20 protein-coding genes and 2 tRNA genes are annotated in these 21932 nt (G+C 53.8%); 19 read left to right on the plus strand and 3 right to left on the minus strand.

Translation table 11 applies throughout. From position 1 onward, the window contains the following. Positions 1–13: 13 nt before the first annotated feature. From rpmA to cgtA, 3 genes are all read left to right on the plus strand, one after another. Positions 14–271 carry a 50S ribosomal protein L27 gene (gene rpmA / locus MT962_RS10135; protein WP_024549632.1) on the plus strand — a complete coding sequence of 86 codons (258 nt, stop codon included), beginning with the start codon at positions 14–16 and terminating at the stop codon, positions 269–271. A gap of 92 nt (positions 272–363) precedes the next feature. Beyond that, complete coding sequence (locus tag MT962_RS10140; RefSeq protein ID WP_024559282.1) at positions 364–1329, plus strand: DMT family transporter; 966 nt, start codon at positions 364–366, stop codon at positions 1327–1329. 16 nt (positions 1330–1345) lie between these two features. Further along, positions 1346–2518 carry an Obg family GTPase CgtA gene (cgtA, locus tag MT962_RS10145; protein WP_024559283.1) on the plus strand — a complete coding sequence of 391 codons (1173 nt, stop codon included), beginning with the start codon at positions 1346–1348 and terminating at the stop codon, positions 2516–2518. A 71-nt stretch (positions 2519–2589) separates the two neighbouring features. Here the strand turns inward: cgtA and MT962_RS10150 are convergent, their stop codons facing one another. Both MT962_RS10150 and dacB read right to left on the minus strand, forming a co-directional pair. Beyond that, positions 2590–3267 carry a response regulator gene (locus tag MT962_RS10150; RefSeq protein WP_247365517.1) on the minus strand — a complete coding sequence of 226 codons (678 nt, stop codon included), beginning with the start codon at positions 3265–3267 and terminating at the stop codon, positions 2590–2592. Between the two features lie 3 nt (positions 3268–3270). Beyond that, positions 3271–4704: a serine-type D-Ala-D-Ala carboxypeptidase gene (gene dacB / locus MT962_RS10155; protein WP_028019967.1), complete on the minus strand. Its 1434-nt coding sequence runs from the start codon at positions 4702–4704 to the stop codon at positions 3271–3273. 248 nt (positions 4705–4952) lie between these two features. On the opposite strand from dacB, the gene greA reads away from it, so the two are divergent. Then, the gene (greA, locus tag MT962_RS10160; RefSeq protein WP_024559286.1) at positions 4953–5429 is read left to right on the plus strand and encodes a transcription elongation factor GreA; all 477 of its coding nucleotides are present in this window, start codon (positions 4953–4955) and stop codon (positions 5427–5429) included. Positions 5430–5577: 148 nt separating this feature from the next. Here the strand turns inward: greA and yhbY are convergent, their stop codons facing one another. Further along, positions 5578–5871, minus strand: a complete 294-nt coding sequence (yhbY, locus tag MT962_RS10165; RefSeq protein ID WP_024554655.1) for a ribosome assembly RNA-binding protein YhbY — start codon at positions 5869–5871, stop codon at positions 5578–5580. 122 nt (positions 5872–5993) lie between these two features. Here yhbY and rlmE point away from each other — a divergent pair, with 122 nt between their 5' ends. From rlmE to nlpI, 15 genes are all read left to right on the plus strand, one after another. Then, positions 5994–6623, plus strand: coding sequence for a 23S rRNA (uridine(2552)-2'-O)-methyltransferase RlmE (gene rlmE / locus MT962_RS10170; protein ID WP_024554656.1), 630 nt, complete (start codon positions 5994–5996; stop codon positions 6621–6623). Between the two features lie 56 nt (positions 6624–6679). Continuing rightward, entirely contained in the window at positions 6680–8611 is a 1932-nt protein-coding gene (gene ftsH / locus MT962_RS10175; protein WP_024559287.1) for an ATP-dependent zinc metalloprotease FtsH, read from the plus strand. A 90-nt stretch (positions 8612–8701) separates the two neighbouring features. Then, entirely contained in the window at positions 8702–9550 is an 849-nt protein-coding gene (gene folP / locus MT962_RS10180) for a dihydropteroate synthase (RefSeq protein ID WP_247365519.1), read from the plus strand. Beyond that, positions 9543–10880, plus strand: a complete 1338-nt coding sequence (gene glmM, locus MT962_RS10185) for a phosphoglucosamine mutase (protein WP_024559289.1) — start codon at positions 9543–9545, stop codon at positions 10878–10880. Before folP ends, glmM begins: the two co-directional genes overlap by 8 nt. Positions 10881–11104: 224 nt before the next feature. Then, positions 11105–11437, plus strand: coding sequence for a preprotein translocase subunit SecG (secG, locus tag MT962_RS10190; RefSeq protein WP_024559290.1), 333 nt, complete (start codon positions 11105–11107; stop codon positions 11435–11437). Positions 11438–11479: 42 nt separating this feature from the next. After that, positions 11480–11566: transfer RNA gene (locus tag MT962_RS10195), tRNA-Leu, on the plus strand. A 59-nt stretch (positions 11567–11625) separates the two neighbouring features. Then, positions 11626–11702, plus strand: a tRNA-Met gene (locus MT962_RS10200). A 210-nt stretch (positions 11703–11912) separates the two neighbouring features. Continuing rightward, on the plus strand, positions 11913–12365 hold the full coding sequence (gene rimP, locus MT962_RS10205; protein ID WP_024559291.1) for a ribosome maturation factor RimP: 453 nt from the start codon (positions 11913–11915) through the stop codon (positions 12363–12365). Between the two features lie 27 nt (positions 12366–12392). After that, positions 12393–13880 (plus strand): transcription termination factor NusA, encoded by a 1488-nt coding sequence (gene nusA / locus MT962_RS10210; protein WP_024559292.1) that lies wholly within the window; start codon positions 12393–12395, stop codon positions 13878–13880. Positions 13881–13904: 24 nt separating this feature from the next. Further along, positions 13905–16613 (plus strand): translation initiation factor IF-2, encoded by a 2709-nt coding sequence (infB, locus tag MT962_RS10215; RefSeq protein WP_024559293.1) that lies wholly within the window; start codon positions 13905–13907, stop codon positions 16611–16613. A gap of 65 nt (positions 16614–16678) precedes the next feature. Beyond that, positions 16679–17080, plus strand: coding sequence for a 30S ribosome-binding factor RbfA (gene rbfA, locus MT962_RS10220; protein WP_024559294.1), 402 nt, complete (start codon positions 16679–16681; stop codon positions 17078–17080). Further along, positions 17080–18024, plus strand: coding sequence for a tRNA pseudouridine(55) synthase TruB (gene truB / locus MT962_RS10225; RefSeq protein ID WP_247365521.1), 945 nt, complete (start codon positions 17080–17082; stop codon positions 18022–18024). Before rbfA ends, truB begins: the two co-directional genes overlap by 1 nt. A gap of 152 nt (positions 18025–18176) precedes the next feature. Next, entirely contained in the window at positions 18177–18446 is a 270-nt protein-coding gene (gene rpsO, locus MT962_RS10230; protein WP_024552689.1) for a 30S ribosomal protein S15, read from the plus strand. A 244-nt stretch (positions 18447–18690) separates the two neighbouring features. After that, positions 18691–20829, plus strand: a complete 2139-nt coding sequence (pnp, locus tag MT962_RS10235) for a polyribonucleotide nucleotidyltransferase (RefSeq protein ID WP_024559296.1) — start codon at positions 18691–18693, stop codon at positions 20827–20829. Positions 20830–20945: 116 nt separating this feature from the next. Next, positions 20946–21830, plus strand: a complete 885-nt coding sequence (gene nlpI / locus MT962_RS10240) for a lipoprotein NlpI (RefSeq protein WP_024559297.1) — start codon at positions 20946–20948, stop codon at positions 21828–21830. Positions 21831–21932 lie beyond the last annotated feature (102 nt).

Below are 21932 nucleotides of genomic sequence, written 5' to 3' on the forward strand. Positions count from 1 at the left end.
GGGAGCAGATTAAATGGCACACAAAAAGGCTGGCGGCTCAACTCGTAACGGTCGCGATTCAGAAGCTAAACGCCTGGGCGTAAAACGTTTCGGCGGTGAAGCAGTACTGGCTGGCAGCATCATCGTTCGTCAGCGTGGCACCAAGTTCCACGCAGGCACCAACGTTGGTTGCGGCAAAGACCACACTCTGTTCGCTTTGACTGACGGTAAAGTTAAGTTCGAAGTTAAAGGCCCGAAAAACCGTAAATTCATCAGCATCGTTGCTGAATAAGTTTTTCGTGTCCCGGTAACGGATAAAGCCCCGCAACGTGTTGCGGGGCTTTTTACATTCCGCATCCGGCAAATTTGCGCAGGGACCCAGGCATGAAACAGCAGGCGGGAATAGGCATTCTTCTGGCGCTCACTACAGCGATGTGCTGGGGAGCGCTGCCTATCGCGATGAAACAGGTACTCACGGTAATGGCGCCGCCGACGGTGGTGTTTTACCGATTCCTGATGGCCTCCATTGGTCTTGGGATCATTCTTGCGCTGCGAGGCAAGCTGCCGCCGCTGCGGATGTTTCGCAAGCCGCGTTGGCTGGTATTGCTGGCTATCGCGACGGGAGGGCTGTTCGGTAACTTTATTCTGTTCAGCTCTTCCCTGCAGTACCTGAGCCCTACGGCGTCTCAGGTTATAGGTCAGCTTTCGCCGGTTGGGATGATGGTGGCGAGCGTCATCATTCTGAAAGAGAAGATGCGCGGCACGCAGGTCATCGGCGCCATTATGCTGCTTTGCGGGTTGGTCATGTTTTTTAATACCAGCCTGATTGAGATCTTTACGCGTCTGACCGACTACACCTGGGGTGTTATCTTTGGCGTCGGCGCGGCGACAGTGTGGGTCAGTTATGGGGTCGCGCAAAAAGTTTTATTGCGTCGTCTGGCTTCGCAACAGATCCTGCTTTTGCTGTACACTTTATGTACTATCGCGTTATTACCGCTGGCTGAACCTTCGGTCATTTTTGCTTTAAGCCCGTGGCAACTGGCCTGCCTGATTTTTTGCGGGGTAAATACGCTGGTAGGGTACGGCGCGCTGGCGGAAGCGATGGCGCGCTGGCAGGCGGCGCAGGTTAGTGCGTTGATTACGCTGACGCCGTTGTTCACCCTGTTGTTCTCAGATTTGTTATCTGTTGCCTGGCCCGACTTCTTCGCCAGACCGATGCTTAACCCGCTGGGTTATCTCGGCGCGTTTGTCGTGGTTGCGGGCGCGATGTATTCCGCCATCGGTCACCGTCTCTGGGGACGGTGGCGCAAAAACGAAGCGGTAGCGACGCTACCCCGTTCGGGCGAATGATTTACGGAGAAGTAAAATGAAGTTTGTTGATGAAGCAACGATTCTGGTCGTAGCAGGCGATGGCGGCAACGGCTGTGTGAGCTTCCGTCGCGAAAAATATATACCTAAAGGCGGGCCGGACGGCGGCGATGGCGGCGATGGCGGCGACGTATGGCTGGAAGCGGACGAAAACCTCAACACGCTTATCGACTACCGTTTTGAGAAATCATTCCGCGCCGAACGCGGGCAGAACGGCCAGAGCCGTGACTGTACCGGCAAGCGTGGGAAAGATGTCACCATCAAAGTCCCGGTCGGCACGCGCGTTATCGATCAGGGCACTGGCGAAACCATGGGCGATATGACTAAGCACGGTCAGCGCCTGATGGTGGCCAAAGGCGGCTGGCATGGCCTTGGCAATACGCGATTTAAATCATCGGTTAACCGTACGCCGCGTCAAAAAACGATGGGTACGCCGGGTGAAAAGCGTGACTTGCAGCTTGAGCTGATGCTGCTGGCGGATGTCGGCATGTTGGGTCTGCCTAACGCAGGCAAATCAACCTTCATCCGCGCGGTTTCCGCAGCCAAACCGAAAGTCGCAGACTATCCGTTTACCACCCTGGTGCCGAGCCTTGGCGTGGTGCGCATGGATAACGAGAAAAGCTTTGTTGTTGCTGATATCCCGGGCCTCATTGAAGGCGCCGCGGAAGGCGCTGGCCTGGGTATCCGCTTCCTCAAGCATCTTGAGCGCTGCCGCGTGTTGCTGCATCTTATCGATCTGGCGCCTGTTGATGAATCAGACCCGATCGAAAACGCCCGCATTATTATTGGCGAGCTGGAAAAGTACAGCGAAAGCCTGGCGAAAAAGCCGCGTTGGCTGGTATTCAACAAGATTGACCTGCTGGATCGCGAAGAAGCGGAAGCGCGTGCGAAAGCTATCGCACAAGCGCTGGGTTGGGAAGGGAAATACTACCTTATCTCGGCTGCAAGCCAGCTTGGCGTGAAAGATCTCTGCTGGGATGTGATGCATTTCATCATTGAGAACCCGATCAAGCAGGAAGAAGAGGCGAAGCAGCCAGAGAAAGTCGAATTCATGTGGGACGATTACCACCGTCAGCAGCTTGAAGAGATAGAAGAAGAAGCTGAAGAAGAGTGGGATGACGACTGGGATGAAGACGACGACGAAGGCGTTGAGTTTATCTACAAGCGTTAAAGAAAAGCCGGGATATCCCGGCTTTTTTTATGAGGTGTGGCTGAACTCGTCCGGCGCAAGCAAGCCCTGCGCTAGTTTTCTATATCCAGCCTGTAACCCACGCCACGCACGGTTTTAATGGCCGTTTTGCCAAGCTTGCGACGCAAATTATGAATATGCACTTCCAGTGCATTAGAGCCCGCCTCATCCTGACAGTACATCTCTTCCAGCAGGTTTTCGCGGCTGACGGTTTCGCCCGGCAGAGCTGTCAGTCGCGCCAGCAACGCATATTCAAGCGGCGTAACGTCGACAGGCTGCGTTTTTAAGAGAACCTCCTGCGTTTGCGGGTTCAGCGTTAATCCTTCGCTGCGTGAAGATAGGGCTGGTTGCGTAACGGTTTCGGTTTGCGCCGGATAGCGCCGTAAAATTGACTGTACCCGGCCCCACAACTCATCATGTTCAAAAGGTTTCGTCAGATAGTCGTCTGCGCCCGCATCCAGGCCATAGACACGTTCCGCCAGCGCGCCTTGTTCCGTGAGGATCAACACAGGGGAGCGAACTCCGCTACGCCGCCACTGAGCAAGCAGGGCAATCCCATCCCTGTCCGGCAAACTCAGGTCGAGGATAATCAGCCCGTAAACGTGCTGCTGCACCAGCATATCCGCTTCAGCGGCGGACGCCGCGCAGACAGGTTGGTCACCCTCGGCCACAAACGCCTGTTCCATGCTTTCCTGCAACGGCAAATCATCTTCAACTATCAGCAGATTCATAAATTAATTGTTCTGATAAATATCCCTGTAGAGACGACTCTCGAAGCGCGCCAGAGGCACGCGACGCGTACGCTGGTCGGCTGGCTCCACAGCGTACCCGGAAAGGTACTGGATGAAAGCCATACGCTGACCGCTGGCGGTGGTAATGAAACCTGCCAGGTTGTAAACCCCTTGCAGCGACCCCGTCTTGGCTGAAACTTTACCGTCAACGCCAGCTTCGTGCAGGCCAGCCCGGTATTGCAGCGAGCCATCATGGCCCGCCAGTGGCAGCATGGAGATAAAGTTAAGCTGGCTGTCGTTCTGAGCAATATATTGTAGCGCCTGCATCATGGTGGCTGGCGAAATAAGATTATGGCGAGACAAACCAGAGCCATCCACTACGATACTGTTGCCTAAATCGACGCCGGCTTTCTGACGCAGGATCTGGCGCACGGCATCCGCTCCTGCGCGCCAGGTGCCTTGTACCCCGTAAAAGTTACGGCCAATGGTGCGAAACACCGTGTCGGCAATCATGTTGTCTGACTTTTTGAGCATGATCCTGAGCAAGTCATGCAGCGGCGCGGATTGTTTGCTGGCAAGCACCGTTCCTGGCTGATTTGCCAGCGTTTGTCTGAGCAGCGTGCCGCTATAGCTGATGCCCGCTTCCTTCAGTTCCGCCTTCAAAATAGCGCCGGCATAACTGGCGCCATCCTGAATAGCGAAAGCAAGCGGCAGCGGGTCTGCGCGCTGCACCATACAACCTGTCAGCGTGTAACGGTTAAGATCGCCCGGCACGACATCCAGTTCGCAGTATTGCGCGTCAGATGAGCCGCGGGGCAGAGTGCGCACCTGGCTGAACATCGTCACGGGGTAATAAGAGGCGATACGGATGAAAGCAAGATCGTTAGCTTTCGGGGCGCTGTAGAGCGAAACCGAAAAGCAGTTGCGATCGACAATCGCGGCGGCGGGCGGCGCGCTGAAGCACTGCGTCATGTCATTCCACGGCCAACCAGGCGCCTTGTCATGACTCGCAAAAACCGAGGTATCGATCAGGACATTGCCTTCGATTTTTTGTATGCCAGCGCGCTTCAGCGCCGCCACCATATTACGAAGATCCTGACGTTTGAATGTCGGATCGCCATCAAACCGCGCGATAAGATCGCCTTTCAGCACGCCACTATCTACCTCGCCGCGGCTTTCAAGCGTCGTGGTAAAACGATAGTCCGGGCCCAGCTGTAGCAAGGCCGCCAGCGCAGTGATCACCTTTTGCGTACTGGCCGGCAATGCCATCTGTTGGCTGTGATAATCAATCTGCGGGGCGGATGCGCCGATTTTCTGCACCATCAGGGCGAGATTCGCGCCAGCGGGTAACTGATTGATATATTCTTCTACATTGGCGGCACTGGCATTCAACGCTACACTTGTGGTTAATCCGATAACAAATCTGGAAAATCGCATAATCTCGCGGTTACAACCTGAAAACGTGCCGCCATACTAAGGCGCTTCGCCCTGGAAAGTAAACGATGACCCCCAGGGAACTTCAGGTTAAAATACGTATCAAATTGCAAAACTGATGCTGACCTGGAGCTTTGTCTCCGGGTCAGTTTTCTTTTGTTTCTCGCCCGGGAAAAGCAGGATCTGCCGGGCTGACGTGCAGCCGGAGCGGGCTGTGACCGTTTCGAACAGGACAGTGAGAGGTATAACAAATGCAACCTATTCCGATGACCTTACGTGGCGCTGAAAAATTGCGCGAAGAGCTGGATTTTCTGAAATCGGTTCGCCGCCCTGAAATCATCGCTGCTATCGCCGAAGCGCGTGAACATGGCGATTTGAAAGAGAACGCTGAATATCACGCCGCGCGTGAACAGCAGGGGTTCTGCGAAGGGCGCATCAAGGATATTGAAGCCAAGCTCTCGAATGCACAGGTAATCGATATCACGAAGATGCCAAACAATGGGCGCGTAATTTTTGGCTCGACGGTAACCGTGCTTAACCTTGATAACGATGAAGAACAAACCTATCGCATCGTTGGCGATGATGAGGCGGATTTCAAACAGAACCTGATTTCTGTGAACTCGCCAATCGCACGCGGTCTGGTAGGCAAAGAGCTGGACGATGTGGTGGTGATCAACACCCCTGGCGGCCAGGTTGAATTTGAAATCGTGAAGGTAGAGTACCTTTGATTTCTGCTACGCTCAGAAAAAGCGAAGCATTGTAAAGAAAGGAAAAAGGCCGCAAAGCGGCCTTTTATCAACAAACGGAGCATGGCATTTTGCTCGTTCGCCTTCAAAAAAAACTATTTTCGCTTACTTTTTCAGCAAAAATAACTTTTTAGCGCGGCAGTGAAATTTTACGTTCCGCAGTCGGGCGATAAAGCACCAGCGTTTTACCGATGACCTGTACATTACAGGCGCCGGTTTCACGCACGATGGCTTCCACGATCAAGGTTTTGGTTTCGCGATCTTCAGTGGCGATTTTCACCTTGATTAACTCATGGTGCTCAAGCGCTTGTTCAATCTCGGCCAGCACCCCCTCGGTTAAACCATTGTTGCCAAGCATGACTACTGGCTTGAGCGGATGGGCTAACCCTTTCAGGTGCTGTTTTTGTTTAGTACTCAGATTCATCGTATTTTTTGCTTACGTTGGGATTGAAAACGGTTCATTCTACCGCCATCTCCCAAATATCGCCAAATGGCAACGTGGGTTTTTGAGCCTGCGGCTCACGATGAACCCGGATGGAATGTGAAATGACAGGTAAAAAGCGTTCTGCCAGCTCCAGTCGCTGGCTTCAGGAACACTTTAGCGATAAATATGTTCAACAGGCTCAGAAAAAAGGGTTGCGTTCCCGAGCCTGGTTTAAACTTGATGAAATACAGCAGAGTGACAAGATTTTTAAGCCAGGAATGACAGTCGTCGATCTTGGCGCAGCTCCCGGTGGCTGGTCACAGTATGTGGTGACGCAAATCGGTGGCACGGGCCGCATCATCGCCTGCGATCTTTTACCTATGGATCCTATTGTTGGTGTGGACTTCCTTCAGGGCGATTTTCGTGATGAATTAGTCATGAAAGCGCTGCTGGAGCGTGTAGGTGACAATAAAGTACAGGTTGTCATGTCAGATATGGCACCGAACATGAGCGGAACGCCGGCTGTCGATATTCCCCGCGCTATGTATCTGGTGGAGTTGGCGCTCGAAATGTGTCGGGATGTATTGGCACCGGGCGGAAGTTTTGTTGTGAAGGTGTTTCAGGGCGAAGGTTTCGATGAGTACCTGCGGGAAATTCGCTCCCTGTTTACGAAGGTTAAAGTTCGTAAACCGGACTCTTCTCGTGCCCGTTCACGTGAAGTGTACATTGTAGCGACCGGGCGTAAACTATAGTACCCTGACGCTGTTTGTTAACACAGTTGTAATATGAGGTTAATCCCTTGAGTGACATGGCGAAAAACCTAATACTCTGGCTGGTCATCGCAGTTGTGCTGATGTCAGTATTCCAGAGCTTTGGGCCCAGCGAGTCGAATGGCCGTAGGGTGGATTACTCTACCTTCCTGCAAGAAGTGAATCAGGACCAGGTTCGCGAAGCGCGTATCAACGGACGTGAAATCAACGTTACCAAGAAAGATAGTAACCGATACACGACTTACATTCCTGTAAACGATCCCAAGCTGCTTGATAACCTCCTGACTAAAAACGTTAAAGTGGTTGGCGAACCGCCTGAAGAGCCGAGCCTGCTGGCTTCTATCTTCATCTCCTGGTTCCCGATGCTTCTGCTGATTGGGGTCTGGATATTCTTCATGCGTCAGATGCAGGGCGGCGGTGGCAAGGGCGCCATGTCGTTCGGTAAGAGCAAGGCGCGCATGCTGACGGAAGATCAGATTAAAACCACTTTCGCAGACGTTGCAGGTTGCGATGAGGCGAAAGAGGAAGTGGGCGAACTGGTGGAGTACTTGCGCGAGCCGAGTCGTTTCCAGAAGCTGGGCGGTAAAATTCCAAAAGGCGTGCTGATGGTGGGCCCGCCGGGTACCGGTAAAACCTTGCTGGCGAAAGCTATCGCTGGTGAAGCCAAAGTGCCTTTCTTCACGATTTCCGGCTCTGACTTCGTTGAAATGTTTGTGGGTGTGGGTGCTTCCCGCGTCCGCGATATGTTCGAGCAGGCTAAAAAAGCCGCGCCGTGCATCATCTTTATCGATGAAATCGACGCCGTAGGCCGCCAGCGTGGCGCAGGTCTTGGCGGTGGTCACGACGAACGTGAACAGACGCTGAACCAGATGCTGGTAGAAATGGACGGCTTTGAAGGCAACGAGGGCATTATCGTTATCGCCGCGACTAACCGTCCGGACGTGCTGGACCCGGCGCTGCTGCGCCCCGGCCGTTTCGACCGTCAGGTTGTGGTTGGTTTGCCGGACGTACGTGGTCGCGAACAGATCCTGAAAGTGCATATGCGTCGCGTGCCGCTGGCGCCGGATATCGATGCCGCGATCATCGCGCGTGGTACGCCTGGTTTCTCCGGTGCGGATCTGGCGAACCTCGTGAACGAAGCTGCACTGTTTGCCGCACGCGGCAATAAGCGTGTTGTTTCGATGGTTGAGTTCGAGAAAGCGAAAGACAAAATCATGATGGGCGCCGAACGTCGCTCCATGGTGATGACGGAAGCGCAGAAAGAGTCAACCGCGTATCACGAAGCCGGTCATGCCATTATTGGCCGCCTGGTGCCAGAACATGATCCGGTGCATAAAGTCACGATTATCCCTCGTGGCCGCGCGCTGGGTGTGACTTTCTTCCTGCCTGAAGGCGACGCTATCAGCGCCAGCCGGCAGAAACTGGAAAGCCAGATCTCTACCCTGTACGGCGGCCGTCTTGCAGAAGAGATTATTTACGGCGCTGAGCATGTCTCTACGGGTGCCTCTAACGACATTAAGGTTGCGACCAACCTGGCGCGTAACATGGTTACGCAATGGGGCTTCTCGGACAAACTCGGTCCGCTGCTTTATGCGGAAGAAGAAGGTGAGGTGTTCCTCGGCCGCAGCGTGGCGAAAGCCAAACATATGTCCGATGAAACGGCGCGGATCATCGACCAGGAAGTGAAAGCGCTGATTGAACGTAACTACAATCGCGCGCGTCAGATCCTGAACGATAACATGGATATCCTGCACGCCATGAAAGATGCGCTGATGAAGTATGAAACCATCGACGCACCGCAGATTGACGACCTGATGGCGCGCCGTGACGTGCGTCCACCAGCGGGCTGGGAAGATCCAGGCGCTAATAATAACGACAGCAGCGGTACGCCTCGCGCGCCGCGTCCAGTTGATGAGCCTCGTACCCCGAACCCAGGCAACACGATGTCTGAACAATTCGGCGATAAGTAAGTGGTTAGACACGCGCTGTCGCAGTAAATTAAAACCCCGGCTTGTCCGGGGTTTTCGTTTTTGTAAACCTCTAGTCTCAAGGGACCAGCAATGAAACTCTTCGCTCAGGGTACAACCCTCGATCTCTCACATCCTCATGTCATGGGCATCCTTAACGTTACGCCAGACTCCTTTTCTGACGGCGGACAGCACAATACGCTGGTGGAAGCGGTAAAGCATGCCAACGCTATGATTAACGCCGGCGCGACTATTATTGACGTGGGGGGCGAGTCAACGCGGCCTGGGGCGGCGGAAGTGAGTGTGGAAGAAGAGCTTGCTCGCGTGATTCCGGTGGTTGAGGCGCTGGCGCAGCGGTTTGAAATCTGGATATCTGTCGATACCTCTAAACCTGAAGTGATCAGTGAAGCCGCGAGAGTAGGTGCTCACATTATTAATGATATCCGCTCACTTCAGGAGCCCGGCGCGCTCGAGGCCGCCGCAAAGACAGGTTTGCCGGTTTGCCTTATGCATATGCAGGGGCAGCCAAAAACTATGCAGCAGGCGCCGCATTACGAAGATGTGTTTACGGATGTAGAACAGTTTTTCCAACAACATATTGCTCGCTGTGAGGCGGCCGGGATCACACGCGATAAAATCCTGCTCGACCCGGGGTTCGGTTTCGGTAAAAATCTCACCCATAACTACGAGCTTCTTGCCCGACTCGGTGAATTTCATCACTTTGGGTTACCGCTGTTGGTGGGAATGTCGCGTAAAAGTATGGTGGGTCAATTGCTTAATGTCGGACCCGATCAGCGGCTTTCCGGCAGCCTTGCGTGTGCAGTCATCGCGGCGATGCAGGGCGCACAAATCGTGAGAGTTCACGATGTGAAAGAAACCGTGGAAGCGATGCGCGTGGTAGAAGCTACACTTTCAGCGAAGGATAAGAAACGCTATGAGTAACCGTAAATATTTTGGAACTGATGGTATCCGTGGTCGCGTGGGCGACGCGCCGATTACGCCGGATTTTGTTCTGAAACTGGGTTGGGCTGCCGGAAAAGTGCTGGCGCGCCACGGCTCGAAGAAAGTCATTATTGGTAAAGATACACGCATCTCTGGCTATATGCTGGAGTCCGCACTGGAAGCCGGGCTTGCCGCGGCGGGCTTATCCGCCTCTTTTACCGGCCCAATGCCAACGCCTGCGGTGGCCTATCTGACCCGCACTTTTCGTGCAGAGGCGGGTATCGTCATTTCTGCCTCGCATAACCCCTTCTATGATAACGGCATTAAATTCTTCTCTATCGACGGCACTAAGCTGCCGGATGAAGTAGAAGAAGCTATCGAAGCGGAGATGGAAAAAGAGATCAGCTGCGTCGATTCCGCCGAGTTGGGTAAAGCCAGCCGTATCGTGGATGCGGCGGGGCGCTATATTGAATTTTGTAAGGCGACGTTCCCGAACGAACTGAACCTGAACGATCTGAAAATTGTGGTGGACTGTGCGAACGGCGCGACTTATCACATTGCGCCGAATGTCTTTCGCGAGCTGGGTGCTCAGGTCATTACTATTGGCTGCGAGCCCGATGGCGTGAATATCAACGAGAAATGCGGCGCAACAGACGTGCGCTTGCTGCAGGAAAAGGTGATTGCAGAAAAAGCGCATCTTGGCATCGCCTTTGACGGCGATGGCGACCGTGTCATTATGGTTGACCATGCTGGTAATAAGGTCGATGGCGACCAAATCCTTTATATCATTGCCCGCGAAGGGCTGCGTCAGGGGCAACTTCGCGGCGGCGTGGTAGGCACGCTGATGAGCAATATGGGGCTTGAGGTTGCGCTGAAGCAGCTTGGCATCCCGTTTGCGCGTGCCAAAGTAGGCGACCGCTACGTGCTCGAAAAAATGCAGGAAAAAGGCTGGCGCATCGGTGCGGAAAACTCCGGCCACGTTATTCTGCTGGATAAAACCACTACCGGTGACGGTATTGTGGCGGCGCTGCAGGTATTGACGGCAATGGCGCGTAATCACATGAACCTGCAGGATCTTTGCAGCGGCATGAAGCTCTTCCCGCAAGTATTGGTCAACGTACGCTTTACGGCAGGCAGCGGCGATCCGCTGGAACATGAACGCGTTAAAGCCATTACTGCTGATGTTGAGTCTACCCTTGGCAATCGTGGGCGTGTGCTGCTTCGTAAATCCGGCACCGAACCGCTTATCCGCGTCATGGTGGAAGGCGAAAACGAAGAACAAGTGACTGAATTTGCCCACCGCATCGCCGATGCTGTAAAAGCGGCTTAACGCGCTAAACGGTTAAAAAGACGGCTTCGGCCGTCTTTTTCTTGTTCAATTACAGCGCTTTTGCCGTTTTTTTCCGCAGTTGATTCAATAACAAAAAAATGCCCTTGCACAGGTCATTCGCTTTCGTTAGTATTCACACCCGCTTCAGGAGGGAATGACAAAGACCTCCGCGTTATTGGTTTGAAGCAATTGGCTGCGGTTACCCCGCAAGGAACAGGTTGATTATGTACGAAGCTCTTTTGGTAGTTTTCCTTATTGTAGCGCTGGCCCTGGTTGGTCTGATTATGCTGCAACAAGGTAAAGGCGCTGATATGGGAGCCTCCTTTGGTGCAGGCGCTTCCGCCACGCTGTTCGGTTCAAGTGGTTCTGGTAACTTCATGACCCGTATGACAGCTATCCTGGCGACGCTGTTCTTCATCATCAGCCTGGTACTGGGTAACATTAACAGCAACAAAACCAATAAAGGAAGCGAGTGGGAAAACCTGAGCCAGCCAGCAAAAACTGAGCAGACTCAGCAAACCGCACCGGCTCAGCCGAGCAGCGATATCCCGCGTTAATTTGTCAGCTTCGCGCAGTAAACAGAGAGCTGCGCACATAGTGCCGAGGTGGTGGAATTGGTAGACACGCTACCTTGAGGTGGTAGTGCCCGATTGGGCTTACGGGTTCAAGTCCCGTCCTCGGTACCAAATCCCAGCAAAATTTGCTTTTTTCACGTAATAGGCGTAGTATTTGCCACGTTTTCGGACGCGGGGTGGAGCAGCCTGGTAGCTCGTCGGGCTCATAACCCGAAGGTCGTCGGTTCAAATCCGGCCCCCGCAACCACTTTCCCTGAGAGTTGTTTTTCAAATATCCTCTGGAGAAGCTATACTTCTTCACTTCCGTTTTTGAAAAAAATTCTCCGGAAGGTAGTCCGGGCCGCAGTTGCGGTTTACAGGGTTCAGTTATTAAAAGCCCCGATTTATCGGGGTTTTTTGTTATCTGACTAAAGAATAACTGGGCTATAGGCCCTTTTTTTATGTCTTGGGGGTGGGCTTGTCCACATTAGAGCAAAAATTAACAGAGATGATTACGGCACCAGTGGAAGCGCTGGGCTATGAACTCGTCGGCATCGAATTTATTCGCGGTCGCACATCGACGCTGCGCATCTATATTGATAGTGAAGATGGCATCACTGTTGACGATTGTGCTGATGTCAGCCACCAGGTAAGCGCCGTACTGGATGTGGAAGACCCCATCACGGTAGCTTACAACCTGGAAGTCTCCTCGCCGGGTCTCGAGCGTCCGTTGTTCACTGCCGAACACTACACCCGTTATATTGGCGAAGAAGCCACGCTTGTACTGCGCATGGCGGTTCAGAACCGTCGTAAATGGCAGGGCATCATCAAAGCCGTAGATGGCGAGATGATTACCGTAACGGTCGAAGGCAAAGATGAAGTGTTCGCGCTGAGCAATATTCAGAAAGCGAACCTGGTTCCCCACTTTTAATAGTCTGGATTGAGGCGAAGGCCCCCGATGAACAAAGAGATTTTGGCTGTTGTAGAAGCAGTTTCTAACGAAAAAGCGGTTCCGCGCGAAAAAATTTTTGAAGCGCTGGAAAGTGCCCTGGCCACGGCAACCAAGAAAAAATATGAGCAAGAGATTGATGTGCGCGTAAGCATCGATCGCAAAAGCGGTGATTTCGACACCTTTCGTCGTTGGGTAATTGTCGAAGAAGTGACCCAGCCGACCCGCGAAATCACGCTGGAAGCTGCGCGTTTTGAAGATCCGAGCCTGAATGTCGGCGATTATGTGGAAGACCAGATTGAATCTGTGACTTTTGACCGCATTACTACTCAGACCGCCAAGCAAGTTATCGTTCAGAAAGTCCGTGAAGCGGAACGCGCGATGGTGGTGGATCAGTTCCGCGAGCACGAAGGCGAAATCATCACCGGCGTGGTTAAGAAAGTAAATCGCGACAACATTACTCTCGATCTGGGTAGCAACGCTGAAGCGGTTATCCTGCGTGAAGATATGCTGCCGCGTGAAAACTTCCGTCCGGGCGACCGTGTACGCGGCGTGCTTTACGCCGTTCGTCCGGAAGCGCGCGGCGCGCAGCTTTTCGTGACCCGCGCCAAGCCGGAAATGCTGATTGAGCTTTTCCGTATCGAAGTGCCAGAAATCGGCGAAGAAGTTATCGAGATTAAAGCCGCTGCCCGCGATCCGGGTTCCCGCGCCAAAATCGCAGTAAAAACCAACGACAAGCGTATCGACCCGGTTGGCGCTTGCGTAGGTATGCGTGGCGCGCGCGTTCAGGCGGTTTCCACGGAGCTTGGCGGCGAACGTATCGATATCGTGCTGTGGGACGATAACCCGGCTCAATTCGTGATTAACGCGATGGCGCCAGCCGATGTCGCTTCTATTGTGGTTGATGAAGACAAGCACACCATGGATATCGCTGTAGAAGCGGGCAACCTGGCGCAGGCTATCGGTCGTAACGGTCAGAACGTGCGTCTGGCTTCTCAGCTGAGCGGCTGGGAACTCAACGTTATGACCGTTGAAGATCTGCAGGCTAAGCACCAGGCGGAAGCCCATGCGGCGATTGATACGTTTACCCGTTACCTCGATATCGACGAAGATTTCGCGACCGTCCTGGTGGAAGAAGGTTTCTCCACGCTCGAAGAACTGGCTTATGTGCCGATGAAAGAGCTGCTGGAAATCGACGGCCTCGACGAGGATACCGTGGAAGCTTTACGCGAACGCGCCAAAAATGCGCTCACTACCCTGGCGCTTGCGCAGGAAGAGAGCCTCGGCGACAACAAACCAAGCGAAGATCTGCTGAACCTGGAAGGTATGGATCGCACTTTGGCCTATAAACTGGCCGCACGCGGTGTTTGTACGCTGGAAGACCTCGCCGACCAGGGCGTGGACGATCTGGCTGATATTGAAGGCCTGAGCGATGAGAAAGCCGGTGAGCTTATCATGGCGGCCCGTAATATTTGCTGGTTTGGCGACGAAGCGTAATAAACTGTAGCAGGAAGGAACAGCATGACTGATGTAACCGTAAAAGCGCTGGCCGCAGAGATTCAGACCTCCGTGGACCGCCTGGTACAGCAATTCGCTGATGCAGGGATCCCGAAGTCGGCTGATGATTCTGTGACAGCGCAAGAGAAACAAACTTTACTGGCGCACCTGAACCGCGAACATGGTTCAGGGCCAGATAAATTGACGTTGCAGCGCAAAACGCGCAGTACACTAAATATTCAGGGTACCGGTGGGAAAAGTAAATCGGTACAGATCGAAGTCCGCAAAAAACGCACCTTTGTAAAACGTGATCCGCTGGAGGCTGAACGTCTCGCCGCGGAAGAACAGGCGAAGCGTGAGGCGGAAGAGAATGCCCGTCGTGAAGCAGAGGAAGCTGCCAAACGTGAGGCAGAGGAAAAAGCGAAGCGTGAAGCCGCCGAAAAAGCGAAGCGCGAAGCTGAAGAACAGGCTAAACGCGAAACTGCTGATAAGGCGAAACGCGAAGCTGCGGAAACGAGCAAAGTGAGCAATCAACAATCTGACGAAGTGACCAAAAGCGCTCAGGCGGAAAAAGCCCGCCGTGAAGCGGAAGCCCTTGAGCTTAAGCGTAAAGCTGAGGAAGAGGCGCGTCGTAAACTCGAAGAAAACGCCCGTCGCGTAGCAGAAGAGGCACGTCGCATGGCGGAAGAGAATGCCAATCGTTGGGAAGAGTCCAGCGAGCCGGAAGATACCAGCGACTATCACGTCACTACGTCACAGCATGCTCGCCAGGCTGAAGATGATAATGACCGTGAAGTAGAAGGTGGTCGCGGTCGTGGTCGCACTGCTAAAGCGCCGCGCCCGAAGAAAGGCAACAAACATTCCGAATCTAAAGCCGATCGTGAAGAAGCGCGTGCAGCAGTTCGCGGCGGTAAAGGCGGAAAACAGCGTAAAGGCAGCTCTCTGCAGCAAGGTTTCCAGAAACCTGCGCAGGCTGTTAACCGTGACGTTGTGATTGGCGAAACCATCACCGTTGCCGAACTGGCGAACAAAATGGCGGTGAAAGGCTCTCAGGTCATCAAAGCGATGATGAAGCTGGGCGCCATGGCGACCATCAACCAGGTTATCGATCAGGAAACCGCGCAGCTGGTTGCTGAAGAGATGGGGCACAAAGTTATCCTGCGTCGTGAAAACGAACTGGAAGAAGCGGTAATGAGCGACCGCGATACTGGGGCTCAGGCTGAGCCGCGTGCGCCGGTTGTGACCATTATGGGTCACGTTGACCACGGTAAAACCTCTCTGCTTGACTACATCCGCTCTACTAAAGTGGCGTCTGGCGAAGCGGGCGGCATTACCCAGCACATCGGTGCGTACCATGTACAGACCGACAACGGCATGATCACCTTCCTGGATACCCCGGGCCACGCCGCGTTTACCGCGATGCGTGCGCGTGGTGCGCAGGCAACGGATATCGTTGTGCTGGTTGTGGCGGCAGACGACGGCGTAATGCCGCAGACTATCGAAGCTATCCAGCACGCGAAAGCGGCGCAGGTGCCGGTAGTGGTTGCGGTAAACAAAATCGATAAGCCGGAAGCCGATCCGGACCGCGTTAAAAACGAACTTTCCCAGCACGGTATCATTCCGGAAGAGTGGGGCGGCGATTGCCAGTTCGTACACGTTTCTGCGAAAGCGGGTACCGGTATTGACGACCTGCTGAATGCTATCCTGCTGCAGGCGGAAGTGCTGGAACTGAAAGCCGTGCGTAAAGGCATGGCGAGCGGCGTCGTTATCGAATCTTTCCTCGACAAAGGTCGTGGTCCGGTTGCTACCGTTCTGGTTCGCGAAGGCACGCTGAACCGTGGCGATATCGTGCTGTGTGGCTTCGAATACGGCCGCGTGCGTGCGATGCGCGACGAATTAGGCCAGGAAGTGCAGGAAGCGGGTCCGTCCATTCCGGTGGAAATCCTGGGCCTTTCCGGCGTTCCGGCGGCGGGTGATGAAGTCACCGTCGTTCGCGACGAGAAGAAAGCACGTGAAGTTGCGCTGTATCGTCAGGGCAAATTCCGCGAAGTTAAGCTGGCGCGTCAGCAGAAATCCAAACTGGAAAACATGTTCGCCAACATGACTGAAGGCGAAGTGTCTGAAGTGAACATCGTGCTGAAAGCCGACGTTCAGGGTTCTGTGGAAGCTATCTCCGACTCGCTGCTGAAACTTTCCACCGACGAAGTGAAAGTGAAAATTGTCGGCTCCGGCGTAGGTGGCATCACCGAAACCGACGCCACTCTGGCCGCTGCGTCAAACGCTATTCTGGTTGGTTTTAACGTGCGTGCCGATGCGTCTGCCCGCCGCGTGATTGAAGCGGAAAGCCTGGATCTGCGTTACTACTCCGTCATCTATAACCTGATCGACGAAGTGAAAGCGGCGATGAGCGGCATGCTCTCTCCGGAACTCAAACAGCAGATTATCGGTCTGGCCGAAGTGCGTGATGTCTTTAAATCACCGAAATTCGGGGCGATCGCCGGCTGTATGGTTACCGAGGGCGTGGTTAAACGTCACAACCCAATCCGCGTACTGCGCGACAACGTGGTTATCTATGAAGGCGAGCTGGAATCCCTGCGCCGCTTCAAAGATGACGTCAACGAAGTCCGTAACGGTATGGAATGTGGTATCGGCGTTAAGAACTACAACGATGTCCGCACTGGCGACATGATCGAAGTCTTCGAAGTCATTGAGATCCAGCGCACCATCGCCTGATAGCGACCGCGCAACAGCATTATCAGGGGGGCCAGGTGCCCCCCGCTTTGTCTGGAGAATTAACTATGGCAAAAGAATTTGGCCGCCCGCAGCGCGTAGCGCAGGAGATGCAAAAAGAGATAGCCATTATCCTGCAACGTGAAATCAAAGATCCGCGCCTGGGCCTGATGACGACCGTTTCCGGAGTGGAAGTCTCCCGCGATCTGGCTTATGCCAAGGTCTATGTCACCTTCCTCAACGATAAAGATGAAGCCGCTATTAAAGCGGGTATTAAAGCGTTGCAGGACGCTTCCGGCTTTATCCGCACGCTGCTGGGTAAAGCTATGCGTCTGCGCATCGTGCCGGAACTGACTTTCTTCTACGACAACTCGCTGGTTGAGGGCATGCGCATGTCCAACCTGGTGACGAATGTCGTTAAGCACGACGAAGCGCGTCGTGTTAACTCGGACGACGACAAGGAGGAGTAATGAGTCGTCCTCGTCGTCGCGGCCGTGATATTCATGGCGTGTTATTGCTGGATAAGCCGCAGGGGCTCTCCTCCAATGACGCGTTGCAAAAAGTAAAGCGCATCTATAACGCCAACCGCGCCGGGCATACTGGCGCGCTGGATCCGCTGGCGACTGGCATGCTACCGATTTGCCTCGGAGAGGCGACAAAGTTTTCCCAGTATCTGCTCGATTCAGATAAGCGTTATCGCGTTATCGCTCGCCTTGGACAGCGTACCGATACCTCTGATGCTGATGGCAACGTGGTGGAAGTGCGGCCGGTAACGTTCAGCGATGAACAACTCGCCAGCGCGCTGGAAAGCTTTCGTGGCGATACGATGCAAGTGCCCACTATGTTTTCGGCGCTAAAATACCAGGGCAAGCCGCTTTACGAATATGCGCGTCAGGGCATAGAAGTGCCGCGCGAGCCGCGTCCGATTACCGTCTATGAGCTGCTGTTTATCCGTCACGAAGAGGATGAGCTGGAGCTGGAAGTGCATTGTTCGAAGGGTACTTACATTCGTACAATCATTGATGATCTTGGCGAAAAGCTCGGCTGCGGCGCGCATGTGATTTTTCTGCGCCGCCTGGCCGTAAGCAAATATCCGATAGATCGGATGGTTACGCTCGAGCAACTGAAAGCGCTGGTCGAGCAGGCAGAGGCGCAGGGGGCTCCAGCTTCCGAACTGTTGGACCCGCTGCTGATGCCGATGGACAGTCCTGCCGCCGATTATCCGGTAGTAAATATCCCGTTAACGTCAGCTGTGTACTTTAAGAATGGTAATCCGGTACGTACAACGGGCGCGCCGCAGGAAGGTCTGGTACGTGTAACCGAAGGCGAGGAAGGTAAGTTCCTCGGCATGGGTGAAATTGACGCTGAAGGCCGTGTAGCGCCGCGCCGTCTGGTGGTTGAATATCCGGCGTAGGATTTCGGCTTGCCTTGCGATAAGCAGGGGAGGCGAGTAGAATATTGCCGCTTAACGTTGTGCAAATTGGTTAACAATTTACAGACGTTAAACATGGGATTGCTGAATTAGAGATCGGCATCCTTTCATTCTTTTTACTTTGGAGTTTTAAAATGTCTCTAAGCGTTGAAGCTAAAGCTAAAATCGTTTCTGAGTTTGGTCGTGGTGCTAACGACAGCGGTTCTACCGAAGTTCAGGTTGCTCTGCTGACTGCACAGATTAACCACCTGCAGGGCCACTTTGCAGAGCACAAAAAAGATCACCACAGCCGTCGTGGTCTGCTGCGCATGGTTTCTCAGCGTCGTAAACTGCTCGACTACCTGAAACGTAAAGATGTTGCACGCTACACCGCGCTGATCGAGCGTCTGGGTCTGCGTCGCTAATTCTTGCGAGTTTCAGAAAAGGGGGCCTTTACGGCCCCTTTTTTCGACCAGGCGGCAGCAATTCTCTGGAAACTAATGTATTGTTGCTAAGAATGATCTTCATTGCAGAGGTTCGCGCGGCTAATGAGAGGCTTCATCCGCAAAGGCGGATTAGGGTTGTCATTAGTCGCGAGGATGCAAAGAAGGTCGGGTATAATCAGCACGGCCCTGGGCGTGCTGTTGTTCATTAAGAAAGGGTATAATTTTGCTTAATCCGATCGTTCGTAAATTCCAGTATGGTCAGCATACCGTCACGCTTGAAACCGGTATGATGGCCCGCCAGGCGACAGCCGCCGTTATGGCGAGCATGGACGACACCGCGGTATTTGTTACCGTTGTCGGCGCCAAAAAAGCCAAACCCGGTCAGGATTTCTTCCCGCTGACCATCAACTATCAGGAACGCACCTACGCTGCAGGCCGTATCCCTGGCGGTTTCTTCCGTCGTGAAGGTCGTCCGAGCGAAGGCGAAACGCTGATCGCGCGCCTGATTGACCGCCCGCTTCGCCCGCTGTTCCCGGAAGGGTTCGTTAACGAAGTTCAGGTTATCGCGACTGTCGTCTCTGTTAACCCGCAGGTTAACCCGGACATCGTGGCGATGATTGGCGCGTCCGCCGCGCTGTCGCTCTCCGGCATTCCGTTCAACGGCCCGATTGGCGCCGCTCGCGTTGGTTATATCAACGATCAGTATGTGCTGAACCCAACCCAGGAAGAGCTGAAGTCCAGCAAACTGGATCTGGTTGTTGCCGGTACTGAAAGCGCCGTGCTGATGGTGGAATCCGAAGCTGAACTGCTGAGCGAAGACCAGATGCTGGGCGCGGTGGTATATGGCCACGATCAGCAGCAGGTTGTGATTCAGAACATCAACGACCTGGTGAAAGAAGCGGGTAAACCGCGTTGGGACTGGCAGCCGGAAGCGGCTAACGAAGCGCTGAATGCGCGCGTTGCAGCCCTGGCGGAGTCGCGTCTGAGCGACGCTTACCGCATCATCGACAAGCAAGAACGTTACGGCCAGATTGACGCCATCAAAGCGGACGTTATCGCTACGCTGCAGGCTGAGCAGCCGGAAGGCGAGCAGCTTGACGAGAACGAGCTGGGCGACATCCTGCACGCTATCGAGAAAAACGTTGTGCGCTCTCGCGTGCTGGCTGGCGAACCGCGTATCGACGGTCGTGAAAAAGATATGATTCGTGGCCTGGATGTGCGTACTGGCGTACTGCCGCGTACTCACGGCTCTGCGCTGTTCACCCGTGGCGAAACGCAGGCCTTGGTTACCGCAACCCTGGGTACCGAGCGCGACGCGCAGAACATCGATGAGCTGATGGGCGAGCGTACCGACCGCTTCCTGTTCCACTACAACTTCCCTCCGTATTCCGTGGGCGAAACCGGTATGGTGGGTTCACCGAAGCGTCGTGAAATTGGTCACGGTCGTCTGGCGAAGCGCGGCGTGCTGGCGGTTATGCCTGCGGCGGACCGTTTCCCGTATACCGTACGCGTAGTGTCTGAAATCACCGAGTCTAACGGCTCTTCCTCCATGGCTTCCGTGTGTGGCGCTTCTCTGGCGCTGATGGACGCAGGCGTGCCGATTAAAGCGGCCGTTGCGGGCATCGCGATGGGTCTGGTGAAAGAAGGCGACAACTTTGTCGTGCTGTCTGACATCCTGGGCGATGAAGACCACCTTGGCGATATGGACTTTAAAGTAGCGGGCTCTCGTGAAGGTATCACTGCGCTGCAGATGGATATCAAAATCGAAGGCATCACGAAAGAGATCATGCAGGTTGCACTGAACCAGGCTAAGGGCGCGCGTCTGCACATCCTCGGCGTTATGGAACAGGCAATCAACGCGCCGCGTGGCGATATCTCTCAGTTCGCACCGCGTATTCACACTATTAAAATCAACCCGGACAAGATCAAAGACGTGATCGGTAAGGGCGGTTCTGTGATTCGCGCGCTGACTGAAGAGACCGGCACCACCATCGAAATCGAAGATGACGGTACCGTGAAGATCGCAGCGACTGACGGTGAAAAAGCGAAGCATGCTATTCGTCGTATTGAAGAGATCACGGCTGAAATCGAAGTGGGCCGCGTCTACAACGGTAAAGTGACCCGTATCGTCGACTTTGGCGCTTTTGTCGCTATCGGCGGCGGCAAAGAAGGTCTGGTACACATCTCTCAAATCGCAGACAAGCGTGTTGAGAAAGTGACTGACTACCTGCAGATGGGTCAGGAAGTTCCGGTTAAAGTCCTGGAAGTTGACCGTCAGGGCCGTGTTCGTTTAAGCATTAAAGAAGCAACTGAGCAGACTCAGGAAGCCGCTGCAGCACCGACTGCGCCGGAAGCCGAATAAGGTTTGCCATTTAGCTCTCCGCAGCGATGCGGAGAGCTGTTTGTTACCGGGCAGGACGCCTTGTTTGCAGCCGGGGGACAGGACGTTCATCCAATTGTTGTCTTCGGGAGTAGGAAATGAAGCCTTTTTTGCGCTGGTGTTTCGTTGCGACAGCTCTAACGCTGGCAGGATGCAGCAACTCTGCCTGGCGTAAGAGCGAAGTCCTCGCGGTGCCATTGCAACCGACATTGCAGCAAGAAGTCATCCTGGCCCGTATGGAACAGATACTCGCAAGTCGGGCTTTAACCGATGATGAACGCGCACAGCTTTTATATGAGCGCGGAGTGTTGTATGATAGTCTCGGTTTGAGAGCACTGGCGCGGAACGATTTTTCGCAAGCGCTGGCTATCCGACCGGATATGCCTGAAGTATTCAACTACTTAGGCATTTATTTAACGCAGGCAGGCAATTTTGATGCTGCCTATGAAGCGTTTGATTCTGTACTTGAGCTTGATCCAACTTACAACTACGCGCATTTAAATCGCGGTATCGCCCTCTATTACGGCGGACGTTACCGGTTAGCGCAAGATGATCTGCTGGCGTTTTATCAAGACGATCCCAATGATCCTTTCCGTAGTCTGTGGCTCTTCCTTGCTGAAAGCAAACTGGATGAGAAACAGGCTAAAGCCGCGTTGCAACAGCGTCTGGATAAATCGGATAAAGAACAGTGGGGATGGAACATCGTCGAATTCTACCTTGGCACCATTAGCGAAAAGACGTTGATGGAGCGCCTGAAGGCAGACGCAACGGATAACACCTCGCTCGCTGAGCATCTCAGTGAAACCAACTTCTATTTAGGTAAGTACTACCTAAGTCTGGGGGATAAGGACAGCGCCACGGCACTGTTCAAGTTAGCGGTTGCTAACAACGTACACAATTTCGTTGAGCACCGTTATGCATTGTTGGAATTAGCGCTCTTGGGCCAGGAGCAAGAAGACCTGGCAGAATCGGACCAGCAATAGCTGACGGACATCTATCAGCCCAAACATTTTTTAATGTCATCACCTTCGCGGGTGAGGGCTTTTTTGTTCCGTTAAACCATCTACTTTGAGCCGGTTCACACT

The sequence above is a fragment of the Franconibacter sp. IITDAS19 genome (assembly GCF_023079515.1).
GTDB lineage: Bacteria > Pseudomonadota > Gammaproteobacteria > Enterobacterales > Enterobacteriaceae > Franconibacter > Franconibacter pulveris.

Excerpts from the sequence above, each read along its gene's own strand:
- rpmA (WP_024549632.1), top strand. The coding sequence starts at position 14 with ATGGCACACAAAAAGGCTGGCGGCTCAACTCGTAACGGTCGCGATTCA.
- truB (WP_247365521.1), top strand. The coding sequence starts at position 17,080 with ATGAGTCGTCCTCGTCGTCGCGGCCGTGATATTCATGGCGTGTTATTG.
- glmM (WP_024559289.1), top strand. The coding sequence starts at position 9,543 with ATGAGTAACCGTAAATATTTTGGAACTGATGGTATCCGTGGTCGCGTG.
- secG (WP_024559290.1), top strand. The coding sequence starts at position 11,105 with ATGTACGAAGCTCTTTTGGTAGTTTTCCTTATTGTAGCGCTGGCCCTG.
- rpsO (WP_024552689.1), top strand. The coding sequence starts at position 18,177 with ATGTCTCTAAGCGTTGAAGCTAAAGCTAAAATCGTTTCTGAGTTTGGT.
- greA (WP_024559286.1), top strand. The coding sequence starts at position 4,953 with ATGCAACCTATTCCGATGACCTTACGTGGCGCTGAAAAATTGCGCGAA.
- rbfA (WP_024559294.1), top strand. The coding sequence starts at position 16,679 with ATGGCAAAAGAATTTGGCCGCCCGCAGCGCGTAGCGCAGGAGATGCAA.
- infB (WP_024559293.1), top strand. The coding sequence starts at position 13,905 with ATGACTGATGTAACCGTAAAAGCGCTGGCCGCAGAGATTCAGACCTCC.
- folP (WP_247365519.1), top strand. The coding sequence starts at position 8,702 with ATGAAACTCTTCGCTCAGGGTACAACCCTCGATCTCTCACATCCTCAT.
- nusA (WP_024559292.1), top strand. The coding sequence starts at position 12,393 with ATGAACAAAGAGATTTTGGCTGTTGTAGAAGCAGTTTCTAACGAAAAA.
- ftsH (WP_024559287.1), top strand. The coding sequence starts at position 6,680 with ATGGCGAAAAACCTAATACTCTGGCTGGTCATCGCAGTTGTGCTGATG.
- nlpI (WP_024559297.1), top strand. The coding sequence starts at position 20,946 with ATGAAGCCTTTTTTGCGCTGGTGTTTCGTTGCGACAGCTCTAACGCTG.
- MT962_RS10150 (WP_247365517.1), bottom strand. The coding sequence starts at position 3,267 with ATGAATCTGCTGATAGTTGAAGATGATTTGCCGTTGCAGGAAAGCATG.
- MT962_RS10140 (WP_024559282.1), top strand. The coding sequence starts at position 364 with ATGAAACAGCAGGCGGGAATAGGCATTCTTCTGGCGCTCACTACAGCG.
- rlmE (WP_024554656.1), top strand. The coding sequence starts at position 5,994 with ATGACAGGTAAAAAGCGTTCTGCCAGCTCCAGTCGCTGGCTTCAGGAA.
- dacB (WP_028019967.1), bottom strand. The coding sequence starts at position 4,704 with ATGCGATTTTCCAGATTTGTTATCGGATTAACCACAAGTGTAGCGTTG.
- cgtA (WP_024559283.1), top strand. The coding sequence starts at position 1,346 with ATGAAGTTTGTTGATGAAGCAACGATTCTGGTCGTAGCAGGCGATGGC.
- yhbY (WP_024554655.1), bottom strand. The coding sequence starts at position 5,871 with ATGAATCTGAGTACTAAACAAAAACAGCACCTGAAAGGGTTAGCCCAT.